Source organism: Butyrivibrio sp. INlla16 (assembly GCF_900104155.1).
Lineage (GTDB): Bacteria > Bacillota > Clostridia > Lachnospirales > Lachnospiraceae > Butyrivibrio.
This window is the reverse complement of record NZ_FMYB01000007.1, coordinates 65,532-81,453: the sequence shown is the minus strand read 5'-3', so window position 1 is coordinate 81,453 and position 15,922 is coordinate 65,532. Positions and strand designations below refer to the sequence as shown.

The 15,922-nt window shown below is 41.6% G+C and carries 16 protein-coding genes; 14 read left to right on the top strand and 2 right to left on the bottom strand.

Annotated features, from left to right (window positions below):
* Positions 1–3 precede the first annotated feature (3 nt).
* From BLR42_RS05275 to BLR42_RS05240, 8 genes are all read left to right on the top strand, one after another.
* A complete protein-coding gene (locus BLR42_RS05275; protein ID WP_170832640.1) occupies positions 4–1,143 on the top strand; it encodes a nicotinate-nucleotide--dimethylbenzimidazole phosphoribosyltransferase in 1,140 nt (379 codons plus the stop codon).
* 2 nt (positions 1,144–1,145) lie between these two features.
* The gene (locus tag BLR42_RS05270) at positions 1,146–1,727 is read left to right on the top strand and encodes a bifunctional adenosylcobinamide kinase/adenosylcobinamide-phosphate guanylyltransferase (protein ID WP_091867206.1); all 582 of its coding nucleotides are present in this window, start codon (positions 1,146–1,148) and stop codon (positions 1,725–1,727) included.
* Positions 1,724–2,506, top strand: coding sequence for an adenosylcobinamide-GDP ribazoletransferase (locus BLR42_RS05265; protein ID WP_091867204.1), 783 nt, complete (start codon positions 1,724–1,726; stop codon positions 2,504–2,506). Before BLR42_RS05270 ends, BLR42_RS05265 begins: the two co-directional genes overlap by 4 nt.
* A 7-nt stretch (positions 2,507–2,513) precedes the next feature.
* The gene (cbiB, locus tag BLR42_RS05260; protein WP_242879202.1) at positions 2,514–3,581 is read left to right on the top strand and encodes an adenosylcobinamide-phosphate synthase CbiB; all 1,068 of its coding nucleotides are present in this window, start codon (positions 2,514–2,516) and stop codon (positions 3,579–3,581) included.
* 21 nt (positions 3,582–3,602) lie between these two features.
* The gene (locus BLR42_RS05255; RefSeq protein ID WP_091867201.1) at positions 3,603–4,778 is read left to right on the top strand and encodes a pyridoxal phosphate-dependent aminotransferase; all 1,176 of its coding nucleotides are present in this window, start codon (positions 3,603–3,605) and stop codon (positions 4,776–4,778) included.
* Positions 4,779–4,900: 122 nt separating this feature from the next.
* The gene (locus BLR42_RS05250) at positions 4,901–5,827 is read left to right on the top strand and encodes an FKBP-type peptidyl-prolyl cis-trans isomerase (protein WP_091867199.1); all 927 of its coding nucleotides are present in this window, start codon (positions 4,901–4,903) and stop codon (positions 5,825–5,827) included.
* A gap of 16 nt (positions 5,828–5,843) precedes the next feature.
* A complete protein-coding gene (locus tag BLR42_RS05245; protein ID WP_026497622.1) occupies positions 5,844–6,068 on the top strand; it encodes a hypothetical protein in 225 nt (74 codons plus the stop codon).
* Between the two features lie 37 nt (positions 6,069–6,105).
* Positions 6,106–7,383, top strand: coding sequence for an O-acetylhomoserine aminocarboxypropyltransferase/cysteine synthase family protein (locus BLR42_RS05240; protein ID WP_091867197.1), 1,278 nt, complete (start codon positions 6,106–6,108; stop codon positions 7,381–7,383).
* 113 nt (positions 7,384–7,496) lie between these two features.
* Here the strand turns inward: BLR42_RS05240 and BLR42_RS05235 are convergent, their stop codons facing one another.
* Entirely contained in the window at positions 7,497–8,723 is a 1,227-nt protein-coding gene (locus BLR42_RS05235; protein ID WP_091867195.1) for a ribonuclease H-like domain-containing protein, read from the bottom strand.
* Positions 8,724–8,977: 254 nt separating this feature from the next.
* On the opposite strand from BLR42_RS05235, the gene rsxC reads away from it, so the two are divergent.
* The 6 genes from rsxC to BLR42_RS05205 all read left to right on the top strand — a co-directional run bounded on the left by rsxC (position 8,978) and on the right by BLR42_RS05205 (position 14,277).
* On the top strand, positions 8,978–10,294 hold the full coding sequence (gene rsxC, locus BLR42_RS05230) for an electron transport complex subunit RsxC (RefSeq protein WP_091867193.1): 1,317 nt from the start codon (positions 8,978–8,980) through the stop codon (positions 10,292–10,294).
* 16 nt (positions 10,295–10,310) lie between these two features.
* On the top strand, positions 10,311–11,261 hold the full coding sequence (locus BLR42_RS05225) for an RnfABCDGE type electron transport complex subunit D (protein ID WP_026497619.1): 951 nt from the start codon (positions 10,311–10,313) through the stop codon (positions 11,259–11,261).
* Complete coding sequence (locus BLR42_RS05220; protein WP_091867191.1) at positions 11,258–11,860, top strand: FMN-binding protein; 603 nt, start codon at positions 11,258–11,260, stop codon at positions 11,858–11,860. The genes BLR42_RS05225 and BLR42_RS05220 overlap by 4 nt, the downstream gene beginning before the upstream one ends.
* 10 nt (positions 11,861–11,870) lie before the next feature.
* Complete coding sequence (gene rsxE, locus BLR42_RS05215) at positions 11,871–12,806, top strand: electron transport complex subunit RsxE (protein ID WP_091867189.1); 936 nt, start codon at positions 11,871–11,873, stop codon at positions 12,804–12,806.
* 8 nt (positions 12,807–12,814) lie between these two features.
* On the top strand, positions 12,815–13,390 hold the full coding sequence (locus tag BLR42_RS05210; RefSeq protein ID WP_091819612.1) for an electron transport complex protein RnfA: 576 nt from the start codon (positions 12,815–12,817) through the stop codon (positions 13,388–13,390).
* A gap of 89 nt (positions 13,391–13,479) precedes the next feature.
* A complete protein-coding gene (locus BLR42_RS05205; RefSeq protein ID WP_330387285.1) occupies positions 13,480–14,277 on the top strand; it encodes an RnfABCDGE type electron transport complex subunit B in 798 nt (265 codons plus the stop codon).
* A gap of 562 nt (positions 14,278–14,839) precedes the next feature.
* Here BLR42_RS05205 and BLR42_RS05200 read toward each other — a convergent pair.
* Positions 14,840–15,586, bottom strand: a complete 747-nt coding sequence (locus BLR42_RS05200; protein ID WP_139165109.1) for a hypothetical protein — start codon at positions 15,584–15,586, stop codon at positions 14,840–14,842.
* Positions 15,587–15,922 lie beyond the last annotated feature (336 nt).

The following is a 15,922-nucleotide window of genomic DNA, read 5'->3' as shown; positions in this document are numbered from 1 at the left end:
TTAATGAGAATGCAAGAAGATATTATAAATATAAAAATAAATAAGCCATCCGCCACAATCTACAACTCTGTCAAGTCCTCCTGGGACCACATTTCAAAACCTCTTGATGGCCTGGGTGACTTCGAAGAACTGATATGCCGCATTGCTGCGATACAGGCGACGGAAACACCTGTGATATCAAAGCGGGCTGCAGTAATTTTCTGTGCAGATAACGGTATAGTTGAGGAAGGAATATCCCAGAGTTCAAAGGATATAACATTATCTGTAGCAAAGGCGCTTGGAAGCGGAATCAGTTCCGCATGTACACTTGCGGGACACGCGGGTGTAGATATCATCCCTGTGGATATCGGAATTGACTGTGAAGAAAAGATATCCGGAGTCCGGGACATGAAGATTTCAAAAGGTACTCGTAATTTTTTTAAAGAACCTGCGATGACTTTGGATGAGACTTTAAGGGCGATAGACTGCGGAATCAACCTTGTGAAGGAACTTTCGGAGCAGGGTTATGGGATTATCTCCACCGGAGAAATGGGAATCGGAAATACTACAACCTCAGCTGCAGTTTTGGCATGCCTTTTAAATATTGATAGTGACATCATTACCGGCAGAGGAGCAGGGCTTGATGATGATGGACTCTCCAGAAAAAGGCAGGTAATAAAAACAGCTATAGATAAATATTTCAATGGGATTATTTTGAATAATGATTTGGAATATTCGAATGATCACAAAAGTATTAGTAATATAGATTCGAAGAACTATAAAGATAAGAATAGAACTTTGGAAATATTGAGAAATCTTGGGGGGCTTGATATAGCGGCTTTGACAGGAACTTTTATCGGAGGCGCTATCTACCATATACCTATTGTTATTGATGGACTAATCAGTGCGACCGCAGCTCTTATTGCCAAGAGACTGATTCCCGGTGTGAAAGATTACATGATTGCATCACATGCCGGAAGAGAATCAGGATGCTTACTGGCTCTTCAGGAACTTGGACTAAGGCCCTACATCGAAGGAAATATGGCCCTCGGTGAAGGCACCGGTGCACTTATGCTGTTTCCGCTTATCGATATGGTTTTTGATTTTTATAAATACGCTGCCAAATTCAGCGATTATGAGATAGACGAATATAAAAGGTTTTGAATATGATTGTATTTGTTTTAGGAATTCCCGACAGCGGCAAATCTGCTAAAGCTGAAGAAATTACTGTCAGACTAGCCGGTGATGGGCGAAAAATTTATATAGCGACCATGATTCCATTTGGAGAAGAAGGGAAAAAGCGTGTTGAAAAGCACAGAAAACTCCGTGCAGGAAAGGGCTTTGAAACCATTGAATGCCCGGTGAAAATTCAAAGCCTGATAGAGGATTTTTCTGTGTATTCTGATAACAGCACCAAAACTGAAAACATGAGTGGCATCCATCCTCAATCGCAGGACACCTGCCTGCTTGAATGCATGTCAAACCTTGTTGGAAATGAGATGCACTCAGATGATAATAGTAAGCTTTCAGATGATGAGTTTGTAAAATACATAACGCAGTCCGTAAAAGCTTTTGGGAAAAGTGTAAAGAATCTGGTCATCGTATCCAACAGTTTTCCTCTTGAAGGCGAAGGCTATGATGAAGATACAAAGAGGTATACGCGCCTAATATATTTGGTTAACAATGACCTGAAAAAATATGCGGATGAAGTCTACGAATTTGTAGACGAAAGGTGGACACATAATTGAGCATTTTAAAAAGTATAATAATTGCATTTTCAATGTATTCCAGAATTCCTATGCCTATGTTTACCTGGAATGAAAAGGACATGGAGCATGTGATAACATTTCTGCCGCTTGTCGGAGCGGTGATTGGTGGAATATGCTACGCAGCTGTAAGACTCAGCATATTATTTGAATTGCCATGTATGGTCATTACTCTTATTTTGACTTTGATCCCAATTTTTGTTACCGGCGGTTTTCACCTGGACGGATTCATGGATGTCCAGGATGCAATAAAGTCATATCAGTCGAAGGAAAAGAAACTTGAGATAATGAAGGACCCTCATATTGGAGCCTTCGCTGTTATCAGTCTTGTAGGACTTGGACTCATCTGGATATGTTCACTTTATTATGTTGTTTACAGAGCTCTGCAGACAGATAACTTCAAAATGATTTATATTTATGCGATAGTTTTTTCGCTGGTTCGCGGTATTTGCGGAATTACCTGTGTAAAAATTCAAAATGCAAAAAAGGATAGTATGTTAAACATGGAATCAGGGAGAGCAGGAAATGGAGATTTCATCTTCCTTATATTTGAGACTTTGGCAGCAATTCTCTTGATGGGGGTCAAAAAGACAATAGCAGCACCGATTTGTGCTGCAATAATTTTACTCTATACTTTTTATTACAAAAGATTTTGCGATAAAACTTTTGGAGGAATCACCGGTGATACTTCCGGATATTTTGTAGTAACAGGGGAGTGTCTGCTTACAGTAGCACTGGCAATTTTTTCGATTTGGAGCTGATTGATTAATGAATTTTTCATTGGATATAAAAAGCATAATACTTGCGCACATCATCGCTTTTGGCCTTGGTGTAATACTCGATAGGATAATCGGTGATCCCATGAATTTTCCTCATCCGATCAGACTAATTGGTAGTTTTATAAGCTTTCTTGATCGAAAACTTAATCTTGCGCAAAGAAATCAAGAACATAGCAGTTTAGAAAGCAAAGCTCAACTTAGAAATGTTGAGAAGAGAAAGCATAGTGCGGAATTTAGGGGAGGTATACTTCTTGTAATATGCGTTACGGCAACTACAGTTCTGACTACAGGAATAATTATATTTGCGTCTTATTTTATCAGCATATATCTTGGCTTGATAATAGAAGCCATACTCACCTGTTATATTCTTGCGGCAAAAAGCCTTAAGGTCGAAAGCCTCAAGGTAGCTGAAGCATTACAGGACGGAACCATAGAGGATGCGCGATATGCAGTTTCAATGATAGTTGGAAGAGATACCAAGAACCTTGATGAACCCGGAATTATCAGAGCTGCCGTTGAGACTGTTGCAGAGAATGCTTCGGATGGAGTCATTGCGCCGCTAATCTATACCTTTATTGGCGGACCTGTCCTTGGTTTTTTCTATAAAGCTGTTAACACAATGGACTCAATGGTGGGTTACCATAACGACAAATATGAGTACTTTGGGAAAGCAGCAGCCAAAACAGATGATGTTTTGAATTTCATTCCTGCAAGAATTTGCGCTGTTCTAATGATAGCTTCAACATTTATTGCTTCGGTTTTCATCGAGCCCGGTATCTATTCAGGAAAGCGAGCATTTAGAATTTTCAGAAGAGACAGATACAATCACAAGAGTCCCAATTCAGCTCAGGCAGAAAGTGTCTGCGCCGGTGCACTGGGAGTACAGCTCGCCGGTGATGCCTATTATTTTGGGAAGCTTGTAAAAAAGCCTTTCATTGGTGATCCCATTCGTGAAATTGAACGAAGGGATATCAGACGCGCATGTAAACTGATGTATATTACTGAAGTTTTGTGTGCAGTCATGCTGATTTTATTTATGGCCGTTATATATAGTTGAAAAATGAAACAGGAGAAATAAGTGCTTCACGGCGGAGAAATATACGACAAAGAAATAGAATATGACTTCTCGGTAAATTTGAATCCCAATCCATGCCCGGATTCTGTTAGACAGGCATTGCAAGATGCTATAAGAGAGGTGGATCAATACCCTGATATAACGCAAAGAGAATTTAGGGAGAAGGTGGCAGAAGCAGAGAATAAATATCTTGCAGAGGAAGCCAGCCTAACCCGCACAAAGAATAATGCAAATAATGAATCGAAGAACTTGAATATTTCTCCTGATATGATCATTGGTGGTAACGGGGCATCAGAACTTATACTTGCAATTATTAAGATGCTGCAGCCTAAGAAAGTTCTTCTTCCTATTCCAAGCTTTTACGGATACAGACATGCCTTGAAGGCACTTAATAGCACAGAGAATAATTCAGAGAATATCGTGAATAGCAAAGATGATAATACTGGACAGGCTACGGGTAGGATAATTGTAGACGAATATCTTTTAAAGCCGGAAGAACAATTTGAGCTCAAGGATGATTTTATAAAGAATATTACAAATGATACAGATGCTGTAATTCTGGCAAATCCGAATAATCCAACAGGCAGATGCATTAGAGATGACGTACTGGAAGGCATTATCAACAAATGTAATGAAACTCACACAAGCATTATAGTTGATGAATGTTTTTTGCACCTTTCAACAGGAGCGGCGAGCGCTGTAAAATATCTTGATAGATCACATGACCTATATATTATTAGCGCTTATACCAAGCTGTTCTCAATTCCCGGAGTGCGTATCGGATATGCTATTTCGAGCGAACAAAACATTTCAAGACTAAAACAGTGTTTGCCTGAGTGGAATATGTCTATACTCGCACAGAAGGCAGGGATAGCCTGCGCAAACAGTTTGCTTGATACAAACTTCGAAGAAGAATCCAAAGCGCTGATTAAAGAAGAGAGAGAAAAACTCATAAAGTTTTTTTCTGAAAAAGGAATTAGAGTATATCCTTCCGATACAAATTATCTTCTTATCAAAAGTAATAACAATTTATATGAAAAATTATTATCAAAAGGTCTCCTTATTAGAGATTGTTCAAACTTCAAAGGCCTTGAGGAAGGATTTTACAGAATTGCCATAAAGGATTCTTTATCAAACAGTGAACTGATGCAAAATTGCAATAACTGCTTTTTCTCATAGAAATAATGTGCTTTTACTGCTATAATGTAGAAAGTTTTGAGTAAGTGTCGAACGTGATTATTGTTCGACGTTCTGCCGGGAATATACACGCTTGGCGTAACATAGTTTTAGGAGGTAATACAATGAGAATTGCAGTAACTTATGACAATGGTGAAGTGTTTCAGCACTTTGGACATACAGAAGAGTTCAAAATCTATGAAGTAGAGGATGGAAAAATTAAGTCCTCAGAAGTAATCGGTTCAAACGGACAGGGACATGGTGCCCTTGCTGGACTTCTTGGCAACAACGACATTGACGTACTCATCTGTGGAGGTATCGGTGGTGGCGCTAAGGCTGCTCTTGATGAATGCGGAATTGAGCTTTGCGCAGGGGCACAGGGAAATGCTGATGAAGCGGTAGAGGCTTATCTTAGAGGAGAACTTGAAAGCACAGGTGTAAACTGTGACCATCACGGCGAAGGACATACTTGCGGAGATCATCACGGTGAGGAACACTCCTGTGGTTCTCACGAAGAAGGTGGCCACTGCGGTAGCCATGACTGCGGCGAAGAAGAGGAGTCTATGTGCGGACACGAAGGCGGCTGCGGCGGCTGCAGCGGATGCAGCTCTCAGCCTCCGATAGAGGGTAAAAATGTCGGTAAGATTTGCCGCACACATTACAAGGGCACATTTAATGACGGCACACAGTTTGATTCTTCCTATGACAGAGGTGAGCCGCTCCAGTTTATCTGTGGTTCAGGCATGATGATCCGTGGCTTTGACGAAGCTGTTGCAAATATGGAAGTAGGCGAGACTGTTGATGTACATCTTATGCCTGAAGAAGCTTATGGCGAGTTTGACCCTGAGGCTGTTTTCACTGTGGAAATCGCAGAGATGCCGGGCTCAGAGGAACTTACCGTAGATCAGCAGGTTTACCTACAGGATATGTATGGAAGGCCGATCCCGGTTAAGGTAACAGCTAAGGATGAGAAGACTGTCACTTTTGATGCCAACCATGAGATGGCGGGAAAAGAACTCAATTTCAAGATAGAGCTTATTGAAGTAGTATAATTTCGGGTGTGAAAATATGCTGGATAAATTCATTATAATCGGGGCTACAACTCTGACACTGAGTGGTATTCTCGGTGCGATTCTTGTAATTTCCTGGCCGGATAATCAGGAGATTAAAATAAAAGAGTTAAAACTTAAGTGGAAGATCCCGCTTCTTATTGAGGCGCTTCTTGTTGTGGCTACATTGGTTCTTGCTATTCTTTCCATAATTTTCTGGTTTAAGGGCGGCAGAACACTTTGATATGTGAATAAATGAATTTTATACATAAGGAGGAGTTATGAAAAATTACAAGTTAAACACTAAATGTGTTCAGGGAGGATATACTCCGACTAACGGAGAGCCCAGACAGATTCCGATTGTTCAGTCTACTACTTTTAAGTATGACACCAGCAGTGATATGGGAAAACTGTTTGATCTCGAGGCTTCCGGCTATTTTTACACAAGACTTCAGAACCCTACAAATGATTATGTAGCAGCAAAAATTGCTGAGCTTGAGGGCGGAACAGCAGCAATGCTCACTTCCTCCGGACAGGCAGCAAACTTTTTCGCACTGTTCAACATCTGTGAAGCGGGAGATCACATTGTATCCTCTGCTTCAATTTACGGCGGCACTTTTAATCTCATCGCTGTAACAATGGCAAAGATGGGAATCACGGTTACCTTTGTTGACCCTGATTGTACTGAGGAAGAGCTGAACGCTGCTTTTCAGGACAATACCAAGGTTGTATTCGGTGAGACAATAGCTAATCCTGCGCTCACCGTTTTGGATATTGAGAAATTCGCGAAGGCAGCACATGAGCATGGCGTTCCGCTTATTGTAGACAATACATTCCCTACACCTGTTAACTGCAGACCTATTGAGTGGGGTGCTGATATCGTTACACATTCCACAACCAAGTATATGGATGGTCATGGAGCTGCGGTCGGCGGAGCTATTATTGATTCCGGAAAATTTGATTGGATGGCACATGCAGACAAGTTCCCCGGACTTACAACTCCCGACGAATCTTATCACGGTATTATTTATGCAGAGAAGTTTGGTAAAGAAGGTGCTTTCATTACTAAAGCTACAACACAGCTTATGAGAGATCTCGGAAGTATCCAGTCTCCTCAGCATGCATTCTACTTGAATCTCGGACTCGAGTCACTTCATGTTCGTATGCCTCGTCACGTTGAGAATGGAACAGCTGTTGCAGAGTTCCTTGAAAAACACCCCAAGGTAGTTAAAGTAAACTACCCCGGACTTAAATCTGATCCTTATTATGACAGAGCTATGAAGTACATGGGTAACGGCGGATGCGGAGTTGTATCCTTCGAAATTGAAGGCGGAAGAACTGCAGCCGAAGCATTCATGGGCAAATTAAAGCTTTGTGCTATTGAGACGCATGTTGCAGATGCGAGAACCTGCTGTCTCAATCCGGCAACTTCAACACACAGACAGCTTACAGATGAGCAGCTCGAAGCAGCCGGAATCCCTGCAGGACTTATTAGAATCAGCTGCGGACTTGAAGATAAGGAAGACCTTATCGCAGACATCGAGCAGGCACTTCAATAAAAAGCCTTCCCCTCATCCGCCCTTTGGGCACCTTCCCCCCAAGGGGAAGGCATAAAAACAAAAAAGCCTTCCCCCTTTGGGGGAAGGTGTCAGCGAAGCTGACGGATGAGGGGCTACGCATTCGCAATTATATGCCCCAGCACATGCACCGCATATAAGCTCATAGCGGCGCGGCTCTGTTTTAGTGCATCGGTCAATTCGAAATACATGGTCTTATCATTGTAGTCCCATTTGAATACAGGCGAGAAAATGGCATCCCATTCCTTCAGATACTGCCCGGGTTTTCTGGTATAGCAGTTAGCTGCGGTTGCCTGAACCCTGTGAGTCTTATCAACAAACTGTGCGACAGACTTATGCAGTGCCTGATCTTCAGCGGGAAGATAATAATAATCCTTGTAATTGTTGTAGAAGAATTTTAGCTCAGCTTCAAGGAGCGGAATACGAAGAGTGGCAGTGTCGCCTTCAGCCTTGAAGTAGCAGCCTTTATAGGATGCTCCTACAGAAGAAGGAAGAGTATCGGGAAGAGATATTTTCATAAGTATCTCTTCCTTTTTTGTTCCGTCAATGTCCTTATAATAGTTTGCCTGGACTTTCATTGCGCGAATAGGCAGGTCTATCACAGCATCGGGATTTTCATTCTCCGAACCTTCATCAACCAGGAACCCTGTGCGTACCTCAGGAAATACCGGAGCATCTGTATTGAACAGAATAACCTTCTGGTTTATCAGCTTTTGGAAAAGATCGTGATAGTAAAGAGCAGGCAGTAGCGCAAACATACCGCGGACATCATCTGCGTTATGAAGCAGCAAAAGTTCATAGGAGCGCTCGCTCTGTGAAATAAGATAATCCTTGTATACACTTATAAGTTCGCCGCCGGTATAGACATCGGTTCTGTCGATACCCAGGAATAACTCGATTGTTTTCTGCTTGCAGTCAGGTACTCCGAGAATGTTTTTATATGGAGCAACTCTCTTATAAATATCAATGGATTTTGCGGTTTCGAGAGTGTCCTCGAGATGGAACCTTTCGCATTTGAACTTGATAAAACGCAGATCAAATCTGTCACCGTTGAAATGTAACAGAACCTTAAAGCCCTTTGCAAATGCGAGAAACGCTTTTAAAAGTTCGTCTTCCTCACCGCGCTTATCGGCGAAGAACTGACGGAGCTGCCAGGTTCCTTCTTTGTAGTAAGCACAACCTATGAGATAAATGACACTGTTTTTCGGAGAAAGACCTGTGGTCTCTATATCTAAAAAAAGAATATCTGCAGGATTATCACAAATCCTGCCAAGCGGGTATCTATCTGCAGTATTTTCTATTTTTTCATTAACTATTTTCATACCAATACTCCGTAAATTTTAGAAAAACTATAAACATTTTCATTGTAGCACACAAATAGTGAAAATAAATGAGTATATTTCTTATTAAAATCTGACTAATTCCAAATAATTGTAGTATAATAAATTCAGTATTTTATTCGTTCAGAATAACATTATTTGGGGTGGGGGCGTTTTTCTATTTATTTTTCCATTTTTAAGTAATATTTTTCTGGGCAAAAATTAGCCTTATATGGCAATAAAAGAAAGGGTAGGAAATGGCTAAATTAACTTTTGTGGGGGGAGTTCATCCTTACGAAGGCAAAGAGCTTTCTAAGGATAAGCCCATCAAGGAAGTCCTGCCAAAGGGTGATCTTGTCTATCCGGTATCTCAGCATATCGGGGCACCTGCTAAGCCTATCGTTGAGAAGGGCGATCATGTACTGGTGGGACAGAAGATTGCTGAAGCAGGAGGCTTCGTCTCAGCACCAATCTATGCAACTGTATCAGGAACAGTCAAGGGAATTGAGAAGAGAAGACTGGCTACCGGCGGTATGTGCGACAGCATTATCGTTGAAAATGACGGTCTCTACGAGGAAGGCGAGATGCTTCCTACCAAACCCTTGGAGGAACTTACCACGCAGGAAAAGATTGACCTCATAAGAGAGGCCGGTGTTGTCGGAATGGGTGGTGCCGGATTCCCTACTGCTGTCAAATTATCTCCAAAAGAACCTGAAAAAATCGAGTATGTAATTGCAAACTGCTCTGAATGTGAGCCGTACCTTACCAGTGACTATCGTCGTATGGTTGAGGAACCCGAGCTCCTTCTCAGCGGTCTTAGAATTGCGGTTTCGCTTTTCCCGAATGCGCGAGGTATTCTTGCAATCGAGGATAACAAGCCGGATTGTATAGCAAAATTCCGTGAGCTTACCAAAGATGACGATAAGATCATGGTAAAAGCCCTTCAGACAAAATACCCTGAAGGTGCTGAACGTATGCTCATATATGCTTGCACAAAGAGAGAAATCAATTCTTCAATGCTTCCCGCAGATGCCGGATGTATTGTAGATAATGTTGATACTCTGTGTGCGGTAAGCAGAGCTGTTACCGAGGGACGACCTCTGATGGAGAGAATAGTTACCATCACGGGAGATGCAGTAGCTGATCCCCGCAACTATAAGGTCAGAATCGGAACAAACTACAGAGAACTTCTGGATGATGCAGGCGGATTTGTAAGAACTCCGGCTAAGATCATTTCAGGCGGACCCATGATGGGATTTGCACTGTTTGACCTTGATGTTCCCACAACCAAGACTGCTTCAGCGCTTACCTGTCTTACTGAGGATGCTGTTTCCGCAATTGAGCCCAGTGCCTGCATTAACTGTGCTAAATGTGTGGATGTATGTCCCGAGAGACTCATCCCCAAGAATCTTGCGGATGATGTTGAGAATGGTCAGGAAGAAAAATTCCTTGCCGAGTATGGCATGGAATGCTGCGAATGCGGATGCTGCAGTTATATCTGCCCCGCAAGAAGACAGCTCACACAGCTGATCAAGGGTATGCGTAAGATTCAACTTGGAAAGAGGAAGAAGTAACAGAAAGGAAAAAACAATGAGCGATATGATGAAAGTTTCGTCAAATCCGCATGTTCGGTCCGGTGTGACAACTTCAAACATAATGATGTGGGTTGTCATCGCACTTCTTCCGGCTGCCGGTTTTGGCATTTATAATTTCGGTATCGACGCCCTGATAATACTTTTGATTTCGGTATTCTCCACTGTCGCTACCGAGTTCTGCTATGAAAAGATAATGAATAAGAAAATCACTATAGGTGATTTTTCTGCAGTTGTTACAGGTCTGCTCCTTGGAATGAACCTGCCTTGCACAGCTCCCTGGTGGCTTCCCATCGTCGGTGGCGTGTTTGCGATTCTTGTTGTAAAGATGCTCTTTGGAGGTCTTGGACAGAACTTCATGAATCCTGCCCTTGCTGCAAGATGCTTTTTGCTTATATCATTCCCGGCACTTATGACCAATTTTGCAACGGATACTTATACATCACCCACACCTCTTGCTGCTCTTAAGGCAGGAGAAGAGGTTACCGTTATCGATATGATCATTGGTAAAATCCCCGGTACAATCGGTGAGACATCAATGATTGCGATAGTGATAGGTGCATGTATTCTTATTATGCTTGGAATCATTGATTTAAAGATTCCCGGAACATACATTGCTTCCTTTGTACTGTTCGTTATCATTTTCGGAGGACATGGATTAAACGGCACATATATTTCCGCACAGCTTGCAGGTGGCGGACTTATGCTTGGTGCGTTTTTCATGGCTACCGACTATGTAACGAGTCCCATAACTACAAAAGGAAAATATATTTATGGAGTGTTCCTCGGAGTACTTACCGGAATTTTCCGTGTATTCGGAGCTTCCGCAGAGGGTGTTTCATATGCAATCATCATCGGTAATCTGATCGTTCCGCTCATCGAGAAGTACACAATTCCGAGAGCCTTCGGTATCAGACCCGTAGAAAAGAAGGAGGAGAAAAAAGCATGACAGATGTAAAAACTATGCTGAAAAATGCACTCATTCTTTTCATAATCACTCTTGTTGCAGGTGTTTCTCTCGGATTTGTTTATCAGATTACGAAGGATCCGATAGCATATCAGAATGAGCTTGCACAGATTAAAGCTAATCAGGCAGTTTTCCCTGATGCAGCTAATTTCGAGGATGTTGATCTTGATGAAGCTACAGCTACTTCGGTACTCAGCGGTCCCGATTACAGCAAGATAGAGATCAACAGTGTAAAAAAAGCAGTTGACGGTTCCGGTAACGGTCTTGGATATGTCGTTCAGGTTACAAGCGGTGGATACGGAGATAAGATTGTCTTCACGGTTGGTATAACAAATGAATCCGTGGTTAACGGCATTTCACTTATTTCCATAAATGAGACTCCGGGTCTTGGAATGAATGCTGAGAAGGTACTTGTACCTCAGTTCCCGGGAAAACCGGCAACTCAGTTTTCTGTTACTAAAAATGCAGCTTCTTCAGATAGTGAGATAGCAGCTATTTCAGGTGCAACAATCACATCTAAAGCGGTTACTTACGGCGTAAATGCAGCTGTTGCATATTTCCAGGCTGCTCTTAACGGTTAAGGAGGTTCGTATGAGTGAAGAGAAAAAAGGAGCCTTGGGCTTTACACAGGACACTCCTATCGAGCGCTTCCTGAATGGACTTATAGTTGAGAATCCTACACTGGTTCTCATGATCGGAATGTGTCCCACGCTTGCAGTTACGACTTCCGCTATAAACGGCGTAACCATGGGACTTGCAACAACATTCGTTTTAGCACTCAGTAATGCGGTTATATCACTCCTTAGAAAAGTGATTCCGGATACCGTTCGTATCCCTGCATTCATCGTTGTAATTGCTTCGTTCGTTACTCTGGTTCAGCTTGTTATGCAGGCTTATGTTCCGGTTATGTATCAGGCACTGGGCGTATACATTCCGCTTATCGTTGTTAACTGTATTATTTTCGGTAGAGCAGAGGCTTATGCTTCCAAACACAATGTTGTTCCTTCGTTTTTCGATGGAATAGGAATGGGACTTGGCTTTACCTGCGCTATCACAGTTATCGGTCTTTTCCGTGAGTTTATCGGTGGCGGCACAATGTTTGATGTACAGGTATTTGGTGAGGGCAGTGTTGTTCCCGGACCTGTAGGATATTTCTTCAGTCAGTATCAGCCGATTCGTATTTTTATTCAGCAGGCAGGTGCATTCATTGTTCTTGCAGTTCTGATTGCAATAATGAATCAGGTTAAGTTCAATCTGGAGAAGAAGGGCAAGGATACTTCCAAGTTTGGTGTCGGCGGTTGCTGCAGTGATGTGGAGATCAAGGATCCCAAGAAGGTTAAGGAAGAGCTTCTTGCAAAAGAAAAGGCAGAGGCAAAGGCTGAGGTTGTTAAGCCAATAGAAGCTAAGGCAGATGTGGTAAAGCCTTCCGATATCAAGGTTCCCGAGAAAGAGCCTGTAGTAGTTGGTAATGTATCGGAGCCACAGATCAAAGAAGTAATTGTTCCGGGAGAGGAGGATAAGAAATGACAGATACGATTATAGGACTTTTGTCCATTATGATTACAGCCTCTCTTGTTAACAACGTAGTACTTAGTCAGTTCCTCGGACTTTGTCCTTTCCTTGGAGTTTCAAGAAAAACAGAGACGGCTTTCGGTATGGGTATGGCGTGCGTTTTCGTTATTTCGCTTGCATCCCTTGTTACCAATGCGATTTACAAATTTATACTTTCACCACTCGATTTATCATTCCTGCAGACCATCGTTTTCATCATGGTTATAGCGATGCTGGTTCAGTTTGTTGAGATGTTCCTCAAAAAGTTTGTGGTATCTCTTTATCAGTCACTGGGTGTATACCTTCCACTTATTACTACAAACTGTGCGGTTCTCGGTGTTGCGCTCAACAATGTAACAGACGGCTATAGCCTTCTTGAGAGTACAATCTGCGGCTTTGCTACAGCAGTTGGTTTTACAATTGCCATCGTAATTCTTGCAGGCATTCGTGAGAAGATTCAGTTTAATGACATTCCGAAGCCTTTCAGAGGAATGCCCACTGTACTTCTTGCATCTGCACTTATGGCGATAGCGTTTACAGGATTCTCAGCATTGAGATGAGATAGCGATTCTGAATAAATCCTCTGCCTTCCCCTTGGGGGGAAGGTGTCAGACGAAGTCTGACGGATGAGGGGAAAAAGGAGAAAATTATGATTAGTGGTGTACTCATTGCTACTGCAGTGGTTGCCGGTGTTGGTATTCTTATCGGAATAATCCTTGGCGTTGCCGACATGAAGCTGCATGTAGATGTAGATGAGAAAGAACAGGCTATTTTGGAAGCACTTCCCGGAAATAACTGTGGTGGATGCGGATTCCCCGGATGTTCGGGATGCGCTGCAGCTATCGCCAAAGGTGAAGCTCCGGCTTCACAGTGTCCGGTTGGAGGACCTCCGGTAGCTGCTGTTATATCAGGAATTATGGGAGTTGATGCGGGCGAAGCAAAGCGTATGGTGGCTTATGTCCACTGCGGCGGTGACTGCGAGCAGGCAACTCAGAGATATGAATATTACGGAGCAGAAGACTGCCGAGTTATCAATCAGGTTCCCGGTGCCGGTCCCAAGACTTGTACCTTCGGATGTTTAGGCGGCGGAAGCTGTGTGAATGTGTGTCAGTTTGATGCTATTCATGTGGTAAACGGAATAGCAGTAGTAGATAAGGAAGCTTGTAAGGCTTGTGGCCAGTGTATCAACATCTGTCCCAGACACCTTATTGACCTTGTTCCCTACGATGCAACAGAGTCGGTTCGTTGTAAGTCAAATGATCCCGGTCAGGCAGTTAACAAGTACTGTAAGGTCGGGTGTATCGCTTGCCATATCTGCGAGAAAAACTGTCCCGCAGGTGCAATTACCGTAGAGAACAACGTTGCCTCCATCGATCAGGACAAGTGTACACATTGCGGCCTCTGCGCACAGAAGTGCCCGAAGAAGGCAATAGAGGTTATTTCCTGAATAAATTCTTAGAAGAATATCTTGCTGTATTGGTACTTTTTAGATTATTTTTTTATTACATATGGGCATGCCATTAAAGGCATGCCCAGTTTTTATGGCTATTTTTCTATCTATTCATTTTGGTACAAGAAATTGGATATAAGATAGTTCAAGATAATACAGTCTATACCAAGATAACTGATGTTTCCGAAATATATAGGTGCGCTTAAATGGGACCATTACCAATATATCGAGTGATTCACTGATATATTGGTATGATGAAATTGATGTATTACCAAGAAAAAGCTAGATATACCAATATATTGGTATAAACATAATTGTTAATTGCCAATATATTTCACAAATCTCAAATATTTTGGTTTGGTAACGAAATATTATTACCAAGATATCTTAAGAATTCGCATAATCTTGGTTTGATACTGATTTTTAATAACCAAGATTTTCTGAAAAACCTATATATCTTGGTACGATAACCCATTTTCACGACCAAGAAACAATAAATATAAAAAATATATAGGTACAAGTGTAATTTACGACAACCAAGATAATACGAAACAATGAATCAGGAAAAGTGAACCTTTATGAAGTTTTCAACTATCATTGAGTTTAATGGTGATTTGGAAGTCTCATATGTTACCAATAGGTTTTTGCCTAAATTAATTCCGGATTTCTCATAATCTCTGAATTTTAGAATGTTGTCTTCAACATATTGAGGTTTATCCAACATGCCCAAATGCTCCCAATACACAACATTTCCGGTATGAGGATGCAGTATTGTAAAATCGGGATGCCGGATCTCGCCATTAAATAACGAAACGGGACACTCATATTTATAGGGAATTCCATGCCTGAATAAAGCATTTGCTATAAGTTCCTCGGATTTAGATCTAACATGTTCACCTCTTCTTGTCAGATGTAATGTTATATTTTCATGATTTTTCTTTGCAGTAAAAGGCAAGGCTTGCCAGGTTTCATAATAGTCCTTTACAGTCATTTCAGCATAATCCAATGTATCTCTTAATTCACCAGGAAAAGAAGAGACAATTGTGGCTGTTTTGCCGGGATTGCTATTGATGAATTTCTGAATGCCTTTAAGTTCTGCTTCTGCGGCGCTTACATATTTCTTGTCGTATTTTTTCTGAGCCAACGCCCTAATTAATGGCATCTCTGACTTAGAAATATAGGTTCCTTTTATGTTATTCTTACCGCCAAGATAATATTGGCTATAGTTCTTTTTCTTTACTATTCGAAGACTACCGGCGGGAGCACTTTTCAGACGTTTCTTACGAGTTGCAATTTCCTTTTTCAAAAATTCAGCTCTTTTTTTAAGAAATGGTATGAATTCATACTCCGGTACTATATTATTACTTTTTTTCATTTTTTATATTGCAAAAAATAAAATAATTTTGCTTGATTTATTCCTTTCTCCCATGGCCTATGGGTGTATTTAGTTTCACATATCAACATGTCATAGTTGTGAAAAAAATATGCTGAACGCATATCAATTATCGGATTGATAATGAATCATATATAATCATATTTTTGCCAGCATGTCAAGAAAAATGATAATGGTTAGTGCTAAAGCAGAATTTTGCATGCATATTATGATAGATGCAAATAAAATAAGCACAAGCTTATACTTTAT